14 protein-coding genes are annotated in these 14530 nt (G+C 56.2%); 5 read left to right on the forward strand and 9 right to left on the reverse strand.

Annotated features, from left to right (window positions below; all coding sequences use genetic code 11):
- Nucleotides 1–41 precede the first annotated feature (41 nt).
- The 3 genes from yciA to nfo form a co-directional block, all read right to left on the reverse strand.
- Nucleotides 42–437, reverse strand: a complete 396-nt coding sequence (yciA, locus tag BLT77_RS17080; protein WP_281241983.1) for an acyl-CoA thioester hydrolase YciA — start codon at nucleotides 435–437, stop codon at nucleotides 42–44.
- Complete coding sequence (gene ltaE / locus BLT77_RS17085) at nucleotides 437–1456, reverse strand: low-specificity L-threonine aldolase (RefSeq protein ID WP_090367658.1); 1020 nt, start codon at nucleotides 1454–1456, stop codon at nucleotides 437–439. Before ltaE ends, yciA begins: the two co-directional genes overlap by 1 nt.
- A 484-nt stretch (nucleotides 1457–1940) precedes the next feature.
- Nucleotides 1941–2792, reverse strand: a complete 852-nt coding sequence (gene nfo, locus BLT77_RS17090) for a deoxyribonuclease IV (protein ID WP_090367660.1) — start codon at nucleotides 2790–2792, stop codon at nucleotides 1941–1943.
- A gap of 121 nt (nucleotides 2793–2913) precedes the next feature.
- On the opposite strand from nfo, the gene ung reads away from it, so the two are divergent.
- Together ung and BLT77_RS17100 are read left to right on the forward strand one after the other, a co-directional pair.
- Nucleotides 2914–3570, forward strand: coding sequence for a uracil-DNA glycosylase (gene ung / locus BLT77_RS17095; RefSeq protein WP_090367662.1), 657 nt, complete (start codon nucleotides 2914–2916; stop codon nucleotides 3568–3570).
- Between the two features lie 97 nt (nucleotides 3571–3667).
- Nucleotides 3668–4210, forward strand: a complete 543-nt coding sequence (locus BLT77_RS17100; protein WP_090367664.1) for a hemerythrin domain-containing protein — start codon at nucleotides 3668–3670, stop codon at nucleotides 4208–4210.
- A 51-nt stretch (nucleotides 4211–4261) separates the two neighbouring features.
- Here BLT77_RS17100 and BLT77_RS17105 read toward each other — a convergent pair whose 3' ends face one another.
- The 4 genes from BLT77_RS17105 to BLT77_RS17120 all read right to left on the reverse strand — a co-directional run bounded on the left by BLT77_RS17105 (nucleotide 4262) and on the right by BLT77_RS17120 (nucleotide 7951).
- The gene (locus tag BLT77_RS17105) at nucleotides 4262–4444 is read right to left on the reverse strand and encodes a DUF3545 family protein (protein WP_028114166.1); all 183 of its coding nucleotides are present in this window, start codon (nucleotides 4442–4444) and stop codon (nucleotides 4262–4264) included.
- Nucleotides 4445–4553: 109 nt separating this feature from the next.
- A complete protein-coding gene (pgi, locus tag BLT77_RS17110; protein WP_090367666.1) occupies nucleotides 4554–6197 on the reverse strand; it encodes a glucose-6-phosphate isomerase in 1644 nt (547 codons plus the stop codon).
- A 59-nt stretch (nucleotides 6198–6256) separates the two neighbouring features.
- Nucleotides 6257–7213, reverse strand: coding sequence for a transaldolase (gene tal, locus BLT77_RS17115; protein ID WP_090367668.1), 957 nt, complete (start codon nucleotides 7211–7213; stop codon nucleotides 6257–6259).
- Nucleotides 7214–7498: 285 nt separating this feature from the next.
- Nucleotides 7499–7951 (reverse strand): porin family protein, encoded by a 453-nt coding sequence (locus BLT77_RS17120; RefSeq protein WP_143026670.1) that lies wholly within the window; start codon nucleotides 7949–7951, stop codon nucleotides 7499–7501.
- Nucleotides 7952–8459: 508 nt separating this feature from the next.
- Here BLT77_RS17120 and BLT77_RS17125 point away from each other — a divergent pair.
- Together BLT77_RS17125 and yaaA are read left to right on the forward strand one after the other, a co-directional pair.
- Complete coding sequence (locus BLT77_RS17125; protein ID WP_090367671.1) at nucleotides 8460–9914, forward strand: alanine/glycine:cation symporter family protein; 1455 nt, start codon at nucleotides 8460–8462, stop codon at nucleotides 9912–9914.
- 115 nt (nucleotides 9915–10029) lie between these two features.
- A complete protein-coding gene (gene yaaA, locus BLT77_RS17130; RefSeq protein ID WP_090367673.1) occupies nucleotides 10030–10806 on the forward strand; it encodes a peroxide stress protein YaaA in 777 nt (258 codons plus the stop codon).
- Between the two features lie 49 nt (nucleotides 10807–10855).
- Here the strand turns inward: yaaA and BLT77_RS17135 are convergent, their stop codons facing one another.
- Both BLT77_RS17135 and rpsT read right to left on the reverse strand, forming a co-directional pair.
- Nucleotides 10856–12250, reverse strand: a complete 1395-nt coding sequence (locus BLT77_RS17135; RefSeq protein WP_090367675.1) for a M20/M25/M40 family metallo-hydrolase — start codon at nucleotides 12248–12250, stop codon at nucleotides 10856–10858.
- Between the two features lie 131 nt (nucleotides 12251–12381).
- Nucleotides 12382–12642 (reverse strand): 30S ribosomal protein S20, encoded by a 261-nt coding sequence (gene rpsT / locus BLT77_RS17140; protein WP_028114160.1) that lies wholly within the window; start codon nucleotides 12640–12642, stop codon nucleotides 12382–12384.
- 263 nt (nucleotides 12643–12905) lie between these two features.
- On the opposite strand from rpsT, the gene murJ reads away from it, so the two are divergent.
- Nucleotides 12906–14462: a murein biosynthesis integral membrane protein MurJ gene (gene murJ, locus BLT77_RS17145; protein WP_090367677.1), complete on the forward strand. Its 1557-nt coding sequence runs from the start codon at nucleotides 12906–12908 to the stop codon at nucleotides 14460–14462.
- Nucleotides 14463–14530: the final 68 nt, after the last annotated feature.

Raw genomic sequence — 14530 nt, forward strand, 5'->3', positions numbered from 1 at the left:
CCAAAAAAGGGAGCCCGGGCTCCCTTTTTGTTGCCTGGCACTCAGCCCTGAGGGGGGACGGTGCGCGGACGGCCAGACTCGGTGATGGCGACGTAGGTGAAGGTGCCTTCGGTGACGCAGTAGCGGTCCTTCTCTCCTTTAAGCACTGGCTTTGCCCAGACCTCCAGGGTGATGGTCATGGAGCTGTTGCCGACCGCGGTGCACTGGCCGTGGACACAGACCGCATCGCCGACGCCGACGGGTTTGTGGAAGGTCATGCCGTCAACGGAGACCGTACAGATACGGCCTCGGGCTATCTCTTTGGCCAACAGGCCACCTGCCATGTCCATCTGCGACATGATCCAGCCACCGAAGATGTCACCATTGGGGTTGGTGTCTGCCGGCATCGCCAGAGTTCTGAGCAGCAGTTGGCCGCTGGGTTTTCGATCAGAATTCACTATGAGTTACTCGCAAAAAAGGCCTTTATCTGGTCAATCACTTTATCCAGATCGCTTCGTTCAATGTCTTTGTGGGTCACCAGCCGCAGGGTATTGGCAGCCGAAATTCGAATCCCTTGCTGCTCCAGGTGCTGCTGCAGCGCGTTGGGGTTATGCGGTTGATTGAGGGTAGCAAAGACCATGTTGGTTTGCACCGCTGACCGATCCACATCCAGTTCATCCAACTGCGCTAACTCCCGGGCCAGGTAGTTGGCGTTGTCATGGTCGATGCTGAGTCGTTCCACTTGCTGTTCCAGTGCCAGTTGTCCTGCTGCCGCAAGAATGCCGGCTTGGCGCATGCCGCCACCGAGCATTTTTCTAAGTCGTCTGGCCCTGGTGATCAATGCTTCGTCACCGATCAGCAGTGATCCGACCGGTGCGGCCAGTCCTTTGGAGAGGCAGATGGTCATGGAATCAAAGTGCTGGCTGATGCGGGTCAGGGGCACTTGTTGCTTGACGGCGGCATTAAACACCCTGGCACCGTCGAGGTGAATTTTCAGGCCATGCTCAAAAGCAAATGACTGCGCATCTGCCAAGTAGTCCAGTGGCAGCACCTTGCCACCTATGGTGTTTTCCAGGCTGATCAGCCGGGTTTGGGCAAAGTGGCAATCGTCGGGTTTAATCTGAGCGGCCAACTGTGACAGGCATAGGCTGCCGTCCGGCTGATTGTCAACCGGCTGGGGCTGGATGGAGCCCAGTACTGCGGCGCCGCCGCCTTCGTAGCGGTAGTTGTGCGCCTGCTGGCCACACAGGTATTCATCGCCTCGCTGACAATGGCTCATCAGTGCCAGCAGGTTGGCCTGGGTGCCGGAGCTGGTGAACAGCGCCGCTTCGAATCCGGCCATCTCGGCAGCAGACTCTTCCAACTTATTAACGCTGGGGTCGTCGCCATACACATCGTCACCGACCGGCGCGCTGGCCATCGCCCGGCGCATTGCTTCAGTCGGCTGGGTGACCGTATCTGATCGCAAATCAATCATGGTATTTCCTACTGCAGTGCTGGGTAAAAATTGCGCTCACTGTAGCAGCTTGATGGTTAAATGACACTTATTTGCAATGGCGCCGGTAACGCCAGTGTGGGCAAGGTCACGTAACCGCTGACAGCGGCTGAATAATGACATTTTCACTACTGGAAAGATGGGAGCAAGGTTGGAATTTCAGATGAGTGAAATTAATTCGAGGAGTATTATTCCTCGTTTGTCGGCGGCGGCGATTGGGGGCAAAATGGCCACCTCGTTGATTAACCAATCAGTGTTAGAGTCAATGAACGCGCCGAGTAATACAGGTAAGTGTTTATTCAGTGTGTGAGTGTTTTCAGTTTCATCCAGTTTGATTTTAATGCAATTCGGGGTGGTGGTGTTTTCTTGTGTCGGGACACCATCAATTGAGGCCCCATTTGCTGCTTAAGTTTGGCAGGTCATTATTTTGACCTGCCTTTTTTTTGCCTGACATTTGAGCCAGCGGTTAACTGGCTGCCCTCTCCAGGCTGTACAGCCACTCAATCTCCTGTGCCCATAAACTGTCGTCAATGGTCTCCAGCACCATGGGGATCTCATCGGTAGCCGGGTGGTTCATCAAAAAATGAAACACCTCTGTACCCATCTCACCCTGCTGCAGGCTGTGGTGACGATCGACTCGACTGCCCAGGGTGGATTTGCTGCCATTGAGGTGCATGGCGCTGAGGTAGTTCAGGCCCACTACGCGATCAAACTCCGCAAAGGTGGCCTGACAGGCCTCAAGGCTGGAGAGGTCGTAACCGGCGGCAAAGGTATGGCAGGTATCCAGGCAGACGCCGATGCGGCTGCGATCTTCCACACCCTCTATGATGGTGGCCAGGTGTTCGAAGCGGTGGCCCATATTGGAACCCTGGCCGGCGGTATTTTCAATGACCGCGGTCACGCCATCGGTGGCGTCCAGCGCCAGGTTGATGGAGTCGCTGATCAGGCGCAGGCAATGGGCTTCAGGAATCTGCCGTAGGTGGCTGCCAGGATGAAAATTCAGCAGCGATAACCCCAGTTGCTGACAGCGGTGCATCTCATCCACAAAGGCGTCCCGGGAGCGTGCCAGGGCATCCGGATCCGGGTGGCCGAGGTTAATCAGGTAGCTGTCGTGGGGCAGGATGTGCCCAGGGGCAATGCCCACCTTGAGGCAGTTGCTTTTGAAGGCGCTGATGCTGTCCTCGGTCAGGGGTTTGGCCTGCCAGCGTCGCTGGTTCTTAGTGAATAGGGCAAAGGCTTTGGCGTTAATGGCTGCGGCATTCAGCGGGGCATTTTCAACACCGCCCTGTGCACTGACATGGGCTCCGATCCGTCTCATGGTCTGGGTTGGCTGGGGAATGGTAACTGGATCCTATGGGTTTGCGCTAAGTGAATCAATTGCTCAATGATAAAGGGTTGTTTATGCTTTGCGTTTTCTTAATCCGAGACTGAAAATGGGCATGGACTGGCAGGAGGTTGTCGAGCGAGAGCGGCAACAGGCTTACTTTAGAGATATGCAAGCCAGGCTGGCGGCACTGAGGCAGAGTGGTGTGGCCGTGTATCCGGCGGAAGAGCAGGTGTTGGCGGCATTGACCCTGACGCCTCTGCAACAGGTGCAAGTCGTGATTCTGGGGCAGGATCCCTATCACGGCCCCGGTCAGGCCCATGGATTGAGTTTTTCCGTTCCTGACGGGGTCAGGGTACCGCCTTCGCTGAGAAACATCTTCAAAGAGTTGCACCGGGATGTCGACGGTTTCATTATTCCGCAGCAGGGCAACCTCAGCGACTGGGCCAAGCAAGGGGTGTTGCTGCTTAATACCGTGTTGACGGTGGAACAGGGCCGGGCCCACTCCCATGCCAAACTGGGTTGGGAACGGTTTACCGATGCTTTGCTGGCGGAGTTGAACCGGGGGCCAAGACCGGTGGTGTTTATGCTGTGGGGGGCTCATGCTCAGAAAAAAGGTCAGGCTCTGGATGCCGATAAGCATCTGATTCTTAAAGCCCCACACCCGTCGCCGCTTTCGGCTCATCGCGGTTTTCTGGGTTGTGGTCATTTTTCAAAAGCCAATGAGTGGCTGATTAAACAGGGACGTAATCCTATCCGTTGGCAGCTTTGATCTGAGTCAACCCAGTTTCAGGCTAGGCGGCGATAGGTTATAGGGTGTAACTTAAAGTTAACTATTATTAGTTAAAGTGATTATTAGGGGGAATGCCATGCTGGCCAGGATCCACACCGACCACAAACACATTCTCACCCTGCTACGGGTGTTGTCAGGCAAGGCCAAGAGTTTGCGGGAGGGACAGGAGGTCAATCTGACCTTGATCCGCGACGTGGTGCACTATCTGCTTCAGTACGCCGATACCAGCCATCATCCGATGGAAGACATTTTGTATCGGTACTATCTGGAAAAAAAAGGGGTTGAGGAGCAGATCAGCCAACTGGAAGTGGAGCATCAGTCGTTGCGGGTGGCTACCGAGGAGTTACTGGATACTCTGGGCATGATCCTCAACGATGCCGTGATACCCCGGGAGAAATTGATCAGCGATGTCGAGCGCTTTGTGCGCATGCAGACGCGTCACCTGGAGTATGAGGAGAGTAAGATCTTGCCGATGCTTGAAGCCAGTTTCAATGAGGATGACTGGAAACAAGTGGACCAGCTGGTGGCATCGAAACTGGTGGAGGATCCCCTGTTTGGCCGAGGCAGTGAGCAGGAGTTTGAGGATTTGAGAAACTATCTGGCAGATGCCGATGGCTAGGCCAAAGTCGCAGATAACAAAAAGCCCCGCATCGCGGGGCTTTTTAATTTGTCAGGCTTCGATTGATTCCCAATCGGGCTCGTAAGAGAAGTCGATTCCTTGAAGCTCTTTTTCAAGGCGATGCCGCTCTTTCAAGGCTTCAATCTCTCGCCATTTGCGCTTCTTATTGGTCCTTGTTCGAGTCGGCTTCTCCACAACTGTGCCCAGTGGTGAGCCGTAATCCAACCTTTCCATAGGTCCCCTCCTCAACTTACCTTAGTGACTCCGGTATACCATAGCCGGATTTCAGTATGCAACTTAAATGTTGCAAAAAGGTTGCGCCTCGAGGGGTGGATTCGTCGGTTTATATCTCCCCTTTACGGAAGATCTTAATCAGCTCGACGGTAGAGGCATCCTGATTCAACCTGGGAGTGGCGCTTTCCAGGTCATCTAATACCGAATTGCCCAGCACCTTGCCAAGCTCGACTCCCCACTGATCGAAGGAGTTGATCTGCCAGATCACACCCTGGACAAAGGTTCGGTGCTCATAGAGTGCCACCAGGGCGCCCAGGGTGGCGGGAGTCAGTTTGTCCATCAGCAGGGTGTTGCTGGGCTTGTTGCCCGGCATCACTTTATGCGGTGCCAAAGCATCGGCGGCTTGCGGGTCGACGCCTTTGTCCAACAACTCCTGGTGTGCCTCTTCAAGAGTCTTACCAGCCATCAGTGCCTGGGTTTGTCCAAAGCAGTTCGCGGCCAGCATGGCATGGTGGCGGCCCAGGGGGTTGTGGCTGTTCAGTGGCAGAATAAAGTCGGCGGGAATGACGCCGCTGCCCTGGTGAATCAGTTGGTGGTAGGCGTGCTGGCCGTTGGTGCCTTCGCCGCCCCAGATGACCGGCCCGGTGTGGTAGTCCACCGCCTGGTTGTGATTGTTGACACCCTTGCCGTTGCTCTCCATATCCAGCTGTTGGATGTAAGCGGGCAGGCCTCGAAGGTAGTGGTCGTAGGTCAGGACCACATGGCTGCCGGAATCAAAGAAGTTGGTGTACCACACCGCCATCATGGCCATCATTACCGGCATGTTCTGCGTGACTGGTGCGGTTCTGAAGTGGGTATCCATGGCCTCGGCGCCATCGAGCAGGTGACGGAACTGCTCAAAACCAATCTGCAGGGCAATGGGCAGGCCAATGGCGGACCACATGGAGTAGCGACCACCCACCCAGTCCCACATGGGGAAAATGTTGTCGGCGTCGATGCCAAACTGAATCGCGGCCGGCACATTGGAAGTGACGGCGACAAAATGCTGACCGATGGCCTCTTCAGGGCCGCCGTTGGCCATGAACCAGTCTCTGGCGGTGAGCGTGTTGGTGAGGGTTTCCTGTGTGGTGAACGACTTTGACGACATCACAAACAGGGTGGTTTCCGGGTTCAGCTTCTTCAGTTTTTCGCTGATGGCGGTGCCGTCGACGTTGGCAACGTAGTGGCAGTTCAGGCCCTTGCGCCAATAGGGCTTGAGGGCTTCGGCCATAATTTTGGGCCCCAGGAAGGAGCCACCGATGCCGATGCTGACCACATCGGTAAAGGGTTGGTCGGTATAACCTCGCCACTCACCCTGATGAACCGAGGCCACAAAGGCGGCCATCTTGTCCAGAGTCGAGGTGATTTCTGCGCGAACGTCCTCGCCGTCTACCAGCAGCGGGCTGGTGTCGTGGCTGCGCAGGGCCGTGTGCAATACCGCGCGCTGTTCGGTGTGGTTGACGGCAACTCCGTCAAACATCGCCTGACGCTGCTGCTCCAGCTGACACTCCTCCGCCAACTGCTCAAACAGGGACAGGGTCGCGTCGTTGAGGCGGTTTTTGGAGTAATCCAGCCGCAAGCCAGCGGCACTGATACCGTAGCGCTGGGCTCGGGCTGGATCGGACTCAAACATCGCTTTCATATGGCTCTGTTTGATCTCATCGGCGTGTTCTGTCAGGGCTTGCCAGGATGGCAGCGAGGTCAGGTTGCTCATGTCAGGTCCTCAAAAAACAGTAAGGCCCCCAATTGGGAGCCTATGGAATAGGGCGTGAATCAGCCCGCCAGACGCTCGGTCAGCATCGCTTCCAGCTTGTTCTGGTCGATGGCAAAGTTGCGAATGCCTTCAGACAGCTTTTCGGTAGCCATGGCATCCTGGTTCATCTGCCAGCGGAACTCGGTCTCGGTGATCGGGGCCGGGCGGGCTGCCAGTTCGCCACTGAAGCTGAGCTTACCGCTGACCGGTGCCGAGCTCTGCTCCAGCTCTTCCAGCAGGCCGGGACCGATGGTCAGTCGATCGCAGCCCGCCAGGGCCAGAATCTCACCGGTATTGCGGAAACTGGCGCCCATCACCACGGTTTGGTAGCCGTGACGTTTGTAGTAGTCATAGATGGCACTGACCGAAACGACACCAGGATCGGTATCGGCGCTGTAGTTTTCCCCGGTCTTGGCCTTGTACCAGTCGAGAATTCGGCCTACGAAGGGAGAGATCAGGAATACGCCAGCTTCGGCACAGGCTCGGGCCTGGGCGAAGCCAAACAACAGGGTCAGGTTGCAGTTGATACCCTGCTCCTCGAGGTGGCGGGCGGCTTGAATCCCTTCCCAGGTCGATGCCAGCTTGATCAGGATGCGATCATTACTGATACCGGCTTCATTATAGAGGCGCATCAGCTTGTTGGCCTTCTCAATAGAGCCCTTGCTGTCAAAAGAGAGGCGGGCATCCACCTCGGTGGAGATGCGTCCGGGAACGATCTTGAGAATCTCCAGACCGATGTTGACCGCCAGCTTGTCGGCAGCGTCTTCAAGCTGCTGGGCAGCGTCGCTGCTCTGCGCCTTGGCCCAAGCTACGGCATCTTCAATTAATGGTGCATATTCAGGGATCTGTGCAGCTTTTAGGATCAGCGACGGGTTGGTGGTCGCGTCTTCAGGCTGGTAACGTTTGATCGCTTCGATGTCACCGGTATCCGCGACGATCGTCGTCAGCGCTTTTAATTGAGATAGAGCATTGGCCATAGATGTTTTTTCCATTACAACGTGGTGGGCGGACTGGCCCACCATTAAATGCGATTTTGTATTAATTGCCAACAATAAAGTAAGAAAATTACAGTAAGCCAGCCCGAAGGCTGGCTCGATACCAACTTATTTGTCGTCAATGTTGATAACCACTTTTCGGTCGGGTCGGTTTACAGCGGCGGCCGGGTCGCTGGCCCCGTGGCTGTCTACCTGCATACGTTGGCTTTCAATCTGCCACCAATCACTAAAGTCGTCGGTGACGGCTTTGCCACGCCGAATACCCAGTCATTGATTGTAATCCACATTACCACTTTTATCTGCATCGCCGATAAAGGTGGCGGTGAATTCGGGAAATTGGCTCGGAAATTCGTCGATTGTATCGAGCTTACCGGCGTTATTGCTGTCCGGAGTGTCGGAGTCCTGGCCGAAATAGACCACTTCCGTTGCCGTCGGCCCTGTGGTCCGTGTGGACGGCTTGTTGGCTTGGCCCAGATTGTCGTCCCCCTGCTCCAGAGCGGCATCGTCGTTAAACCGGTAACCGGTGAACAGGTTATAGCTGAAGTCGGTGTCGCCACAATCCGTGGCCTGGCCATAGCTTTGAGGACAGATCCCCGCGTAGTTGGAGTGTCCCTGGCCGCAACCCGGGTACCGGGGTTGCTGACGGGCTTGAGAAAGCAACATGACTAGGCTGGTCAAAAGCAGAGCAGCGTGGCGCAAGGTGAGCTCTCTGGTCATCATCTAACTCCAGATTGTCCTTTATCTACAGGAGTGGCTTTGAGTAATGGTGCCATTAGGGTACGAACTCTATTTGCAGCCTTCCACCATTTGAATTCGATAGTGAGTCATTGTGTTTTTTTGGGTTGTTTTTCACCATTTTGCAGTTACTTATGCTTAATAGCTTAGATATGGCGGAGTTTGACGCCCACTCGATGTCGTATCTAAGTCGGGTGGCAATGGTGTTGCCGGTGCGTTTGCTTACGGCGTGGAAATTGTTTTGATTCCGTTGCGCTGCTGATAGGGTTGTGTTGCGTTGTGATCTGGGTCACGCGGATTTTCGGGGAACCTATGCTACTGTGCCGCTCCATCGCCCAAAGCCCTGTGGAAAAATCACACAGTGGTTCAATCAATAACTACCTTATAAAAAGGGCGATAAGGCCATGAATGGCCGCCATTTGGTTACGGAAAGATCCATTCATAGTGAGCCGTTCGGTATCGAACAGGCTAAACGACAAAGAAGAATTCCAATATGACTATTACAGCAGTTGCAGGTGCGTCTGCCCTGGAAGCCGTGAACGACGTTCTGGCTACAGCCACAGGCGCCATCAACTCGATATTGTGGAACCACATCCTTATCTACCTGCTGGTATTTGCCGGCTTGTTTTTTACCGTGCGGCTGGGGTTCATCCAGTTCCGCCGCCTGGGGCATGGCTTTCATTCGGTATTCCATGGCAGGGAGACCGAGCACGGCATCTCCTCTTTCCAGGTGTTCTGTACCTCCATGGCGGCGCGAGTGGGCACCGGTAACATGGCTGGTATTGCGGTGGCCATCGTCGGTGGTGGCCCAGGTGCCATTTTCTGGATGTGGGTGATTGCCCTGCTGGGCATGTCCACCGCCTTCGTCGAAGCCACCCTGGCCCAGCTATTTAAGGTTGAGGACGAGGACGGCTTTTATCGTGGTGGACCGGCGTTCTACATGGAGAAGGGCCTAGGTCAGCGTTGGATGGGCATACTGTTCTCCATCTTCCTGATCATCGCTTTTGGTTTTGTGTTTAATGCGGTACAGGCCAATACCATTGCCGGCGCCATCGGCGGCGCCTTCGGCATCGATACCGTGGTGCTGGGATTGATCATGGTGGTGGCTACCGGTCTGATCATCGTCGGCGGCTTGAAGAAAGTGGCCCACGCTTCTGAGATCATTGTGCCGATCATGGCCGTGGTTTACCTGGCGGTAGCCCTGGTGGTCGTGCTGATGAACCTGGACAAGGTACCTGCGGCTCTGGGGCTGATCATCGACAGTGCCTTCGGCCTGGAGCAGTTTGCCGGTGGTGCCCTGGGTGCCCTGATCATTGGTGCCAAGCGGGGCTTGTTCTCTAACGAAGCGGGTATGGGTTCAGCAGCCAGTGTGGCCGCCAGTGCCAACCCGAACCCCAAGCACCCGGCGTCTCAGGGCTTCATCCAGATGACCGGCGTGTTTGTTGACACCATCGTTATCTGTACCGCCTCGGCTGCCATCATCCTGTTGTCCGGCGTGCTGGATAACCCTGGTGATGCCTCCGGCATTGGTCTGCTGCAACTGGCATTGACCAATGAATTGGGCGGCTGGGCCAGTTACTTCATCGCCTTTGCCATTATCCTGTTTAGCTTCAGCTCCATCATTGCCAACTACAGCTATGCAGAGAACAACATCATGTTCCTTAACGGCAACACGAAGAAGGGACTGATGCTGTTCCGTCTGGCGGTGCTGTCGATGGTGATGTTTGGTGCCATGGCGAAAGTGGCGCTGGTCTGGGATATGGCCGACGCTTCCATGGGACTGATGGCGGTGGTGAACATCGTTGCGGTTCTAGCGCTGTCCGGACTGGCGATCAAGCTGGCAAAAGACTACGTCGAGCAACTGGATGCCGGTAAAACCCCGAGCTTTGATCCGGCCCGCTTCCCTGAGCTTAAGGGTAAGTTGGCAAAAGGGGTGTGGGACAAGTAACCCCCACAGTGATTTAGCGATTGTCGCTATCGAAAACCACGCCTCCGGGCGTGGTTTTTTTGTGGCTGACGCGTTGTTATAGTGAGGGCTGATAAATTGAATATGGACGGGCCCTATGCTGGCGGTTATTTCTCCTGCAAAAAATTTGGATTTTGAGTCTCAGGCCCCTAGTGATGGCTACAGCGAGGCCGACCTGCTGGACCAAGCCGAGACGCTGATTGAGATGTGCCGCAATCTGACCCCGGCGGATCTGGCGTCGCTGATGAAGCTGAGCGACAAGCTGGCCGGCCTGAATGTGGCCCGGTTTCAGGCGTGGCAGCGTCCCTTTACGGCAGACAATGCCAAGCAGGCGATTTTTGCGTTTAACGGCGATGTCTATACCGGCTTTGATGCCGCTTCGTTGAGTGAGCAGGAGCTCGCTTACACCCAGTCTCATCTGCGCATCCTGTCGGGGCTGTATGGCTTGCTGAAACCGCTGGACCGGATGCAGCCCTATCGGTTGGAGATGGGCACCAAGCTAGCCAATCCCCGTGGCAAGGATCTGTACGCTTTCTGGGGCAATATTATTACCGAGGCGCTGAATAGCACTCTGGCCGGAATGGACTCGCAGGTGGTGGTGAATCTGGCATCCAATGAGTACTTCAAGGCGGTAAAGCCGAAGTTGCTTAATGCCCAGGTGGTGACGCCTGTGTTCAAGGACTTTAAGAATGGCCAGTATAAAATCATCAGCTTCTATGCCAAGAAGGCCCGGGGCATGATGGCCCGCTATATGGCCAGGGAGCAGGTGACCGAGCTGCAGCAGCTGGAGAGTTTTAGCGATGGTGGCTACTACTTCAGCCCGGAGCAGTCTGACTCCAGCACTCTGGTTTTTTTGCGAGACCAGGTGCAGTAGCGACAACGTAATGAAAAAAGGGGCCGCCGGCCCCTTTTTTTGTGGCCGTTTACTCGACCGGTGGTATGGGGCGCAGTGGCTGCTCGGCGTTAGCCATCAGCCAGGCATAGAGGGTATAGACGGCAGTGCTTTGACGCAGCGCCTGTGGATCGACTTTATCCAGGGTGTCGTCGGCAGTGTGGTGAAAATCGAAGTAGTCGGTGCCATCCAATGCCAATCCGGCAACAGGGACGCCGGCTTCGGGAAGAATGGAGACGTCCGGCCCTCCCCAGGAGGTGTTGCCACCCCGGGTGACTCCTAACGGGGCCAGCAGCATTGCTACCTGATCCATCATCGGCAGGGCACTGTCATTGACTCGGCTGTCGAGACGGTAGACGGGACCGGCACCGAAATCCGCTTCGGCGGCGATGTAGAGCTTGTCCAGCTCCTGCTGATGGGCGGCTTTGTAGGCCTTGGCGCCTACCAGGCCCACTTCTTCGGCGGCAAACAGCACCACTCGAATGGTACGTTGTGGCCGTTTGCCCCGCTCCAGAATGTGTTTGGCGGCGGCGGTGACAATGGCGACGCCGGCACCGTCATCCAGGGCGCCGGTGCCCTCGTCCCAGGAGTCCAGGTGTGCCCCGATCAGGACGATTTCGTCCGGGTAGCGGCTACCGGTGATCTCGGCAATGACGTTGTAGGAGGTCTGAGGCCCCCGGTCTTCACTGCCCAGCTGCAGCTTGACCCGGACCGGTTGTGGACGATTCAGCATTCGGGTCAGTTGATCGGCATCCGGGTTGGAGAGGGCGGCGGCGGGGATCTGGGTGATCCCGTCGGCGTACCGCATCATGCCGGTGTGGGCAAAGCGGTGACTGTCGGTGCCGACACTGCGCAAGAGCATGGCGACGGCGCCTTTGCGGGCGGCCTCGACCGCGCCTTTGCCCCGGGCCTTGACCACGGGGCCATAGCCCCGTCCATCGCGGTAGCGCTCCATCTTGTTGTCGATGAACACTATCTTGCCTTTAACGTCCGCTTCTGGAGCGTCTTTGAGCTGCTGCAGATCCGCAAACGCTACCACCTCGGCTTCGACGCCGGCGGTTGGGGTGCCGATGGAGTTGCCCAGAGCGCTGATGACCAGTGGCTGTGGAAACGGCGCGGTGATGCTGGCCTCGGCGTGGCCGCGATGCCAATGGGGTACGGTTACCGGCTCGGCATAGACCCGGTCGAAACCCAGCTTATTCAGGGTTTCTTGGGCCCAGGCTACGGCGCGCCTGTCTCCTTCGGTTCCCGGCAGGCGGGGGCCAACCTCGGTGGTGAGGGATTCCAGAATCTGCCAGGGCCGGTGGCTGATCATGGCATGATGGCGAAGATCCTCGGTGTGCTGCAGTACAGAATCGGAGAACGGGGCGGCGAAGGCGGTCTGGGCGGCCAGCAGGGCAGCAGACAGGGTCAACAGCAGGCGCATGGGTTTCCTTGTGGTGAGTGTTCCTTGGCCGGGCAATGTATCAAAAAAACCGATTCATGGGCAGCTGAGGCAAATCGGAGGCAAAAAAAAACCGGCCAAGGCCGGTTTTTACATCACAACAATCGAAACTCTTACAGAGCTTTGATTTGAGCAGCCATGCGGCTCTTGTGACGGGCAGCTTTATTCTTGTGAATAAGGCCTTTAGTCGCCATGCGATCCAGGATCGGCATAACGGCATTAAATGCTTCAGTAGCGGCAGCTTTATCACCAGCGGCGATAGCAGCTACAGTTTTCTTCAGATAGGTGCGCAACATGGAGCGACGGCTAGCATTGTGCTGGCGACGCTTCTCAGATTGAATTGCACGCTTCTTAGCAGACTTGATGTTAGCCAAGGCAAACTCCTAAAAGACGGTGCTGTCGTATTTTCAAAGGCCGTGGAAAATACCGCTTTTATGGGGTAATGTCAATCTTACCGCACAAATAAGCGTCATCAAAAATCGGAGAAACTCCGAAGTTTGGCTTTCTTCCGGCCAACTAGTTTAAGATGGGGCGCAATTCTAGCAGCATTTTTTGTCGGGCAACAGGGGCGTGAGGTGATATTTGTTAGCATCACCGAGGATTCGTCGAGCCCGTCTCAGGTTAAGAGCAGATTTCATTGAGTAAACAGTTATTGCGTTCCGGGGCTGTGGTCAGCGCCATGACCTTGATTTCCCGCGTGCTCGGCTTGGTTCGTGACGTGGTCGTGGCCAACCTGATGGGGGCCGGAGCCGCCGCCGACGTTTTTTTCCTGGCCAATAAAATTCCCAACTTTCTGCGTCGCCTGTTTGCCGAAGGCGCTTTTGCCCAGGCCTTTGTGCCGGTATTGACCGAGTATCGCCAACAGGGCAGTGAGGACCAGGTGCGTCAGTTGATCGCCAAGGTCAGCGGTACCCTGGGTACCATAGTGACTCTGGTCACCCTGCTGGGGGTGGTGGCGTCACCGGTCCTGGCGGCGCTGTTTGGCACCGGCTGGTTTGTGGCCTGGGTCAATGGTGAGCCGGACGGTGCCAAGTTTGAGATGGCCAGCGTGATGCTGAAGATCACCTTCCCCTATTTGTGGTTTATTACCTTTACCGCCCTGTCCGGGGCGATCTTGAATACCATCGGCAAATTTGCGGTGGCGGCCTTTACCCCGGTATTTCTTAATGTCGCCATCATCGGCTGCGCCCTGTATCTGGCGCCACAGTTGGCACAGCCTGAGTTGGCGCTGGCGTGGGGGGTGTTCCTTGGTGGATTGATTCAGTTTGCGTTTCAGCTGCCGTTTTTGTTGCGGGCCAGGTTACTGGTGCGTCCCAGCTGGGGTTGGAATGACCCTGGGGTTACTAAGATTCGGACCCTGATGATACCGGCGATGTTCGGAGTGTCGGTGAGTCAGATTAACCTGCTGTTTGACACCCTGATTGCCAGTTTCCTGATGACCGGTTCCATCAGTTGGCTGTATTACTCCGATCGGTTGCTCGAGTTCCCTCTCGGCCTGTTTGGTATCGCTATCGCGACGGTTATTCTGCCGGCCCTGTCCCGTAAGCATGTGGATGCCAGCAGCAGCGGCTTCGCCGCGACCATGGACTGGGGCATTCGCAGCGTGGTGCTGCTGGGGGTGCCGGCAGCGCTGGGGTTGATTGCCCTGGCTCAGCCGATGCTGATGGTGCTGTTTATGCGCGGCGAGTTCAGTGTCCACGATAGCCAGATGGCAGCGGCCAGTTTGATGGCTTATGGCAGTGGCCTGCTCAGTTTTATGCTGGTGAAGGTGCTGGCGCCCGGCTACTACTCCCGTCAGGACACCAAGACTCCGGTGCGTTACGGCATCATTGCCATGGTTAGCAATATGGGGTTTAACCTGCTGCTTGCCATTCCCTTCGGCTATGTGGGACTGGCGATGGCAACGGCCGCGTCGGCGACGCTGAATGCGCTGTTGTTGTATCGCGGCCTCAAGCATCAAGGCGTGTTCGAACTCAGTGGCTCGACCTGGGGGTTTTTGATTCGGGTGCTGGTGGCCGGCGTAGTGATGGCGGCCACCGTGGCTTGGTTGTCTCCGGCCGAGGCCGGTTGGGTGGCGATGGAGTTTGTGACCCGCTGCCTGACTCTGGCGGCCCTGATTGGCGCCGGAGTGGCGGTGTATCTGTTGACCCTGTTAGTGATGGGGATCCGTCCCCGGGATCTGCGTGCAGTTTGAATGCTGATTCTGGCGTCACTCTGAGGTATAATCCGGCGATTTTCGACAGTAAAAGCCCAAGCAGGACT

Source organism: Ferrimonas sediminum (assembly GCF_900100175.1).
Classification (GTDB): domain Bacteria; phylum Pseudomonadota; class Gammaproteobacteria; order Enterobacterales; family Shewanellaceae; genus Ferrimonas; species Ferrimonas sediminum.

Bases quoted from the DNA above. Each gene is read 5' to 3' on its own strand.
- BLT77_RS17125 (WP_090367671.1), top strand. From the start codon at position 8,460: ATGACTATTACAGCAGTTGCAGGTGCGTCTGCCCTGGAAGCCGTGAAC.
- tal (WP_090367668.1), bottom strand. From the start codon at position 7,213: ATGGCCAATGCTCTATCTCAATTAAAAGCGCTGACGACGATCGTCGCG.
- BLT77_RS17100 (WP_090367664.1), top strand. From the start codon at position 3,668: ATGCTGGCCAGGATCCACACCGACCACAAACACATTCTCACCCTGCTA.
- BLT77_RS17105 (WP_028114166.1), bottom strand. From the start codon at position 4,444: ATGGAAAGGTTGGATTACGGCTCACCACTGGGCACAGTTGTGGAGAAG.
- BLT77_RS17135 (WP_090367675.1), bottom strand. From the start codon at position 12,250: ATGCGCCTGCTGTTGACCCTGTCTGCTGCCCTGCTGGCCGCCCAGACC.
- BLT77_RS17120 (WP_143026670.1), bottom strand. From the start codon at position 7,951: ATGATGACCAGAGAGCTCACCTTGCGCCACGCTGCTCTGCTTTTGACC.
- ung (WP_090367662.1), top strand. From the start codon at position 2,914: ATGGACTGGCAGGAGGTTGTCGAGCGAGAGCGGCAACAGGCTTACTTT.
- yaaA (WP_090367673.1), top strand. From the start codon at position 10,030: ATGCTGGCGGTTATTTCTCCTGCAAAAAATTTGGATTTTGAGTCTCAG.
- ltaE (WP_090367658.1), bottom strand. From the start codon at position 1,456: ATGATTGATTTGCGATCAGATACGGTCACCCAGCCGACTGAAGCAATG.
- pgi (WP_090367666.1), bottom strand. From the start codon at position 6,197: ATGAGCAACCTGACCTCGCTGCCATCCTGGCAAGCCCTGACAGAACAC.
- nfo (WP_090367660.1), bottom strand. From the start codon at position 2,792: ATGAGACGGATCGGAGCCCATGTCAGTGCACAGGGCGGTGTTGAAAAT.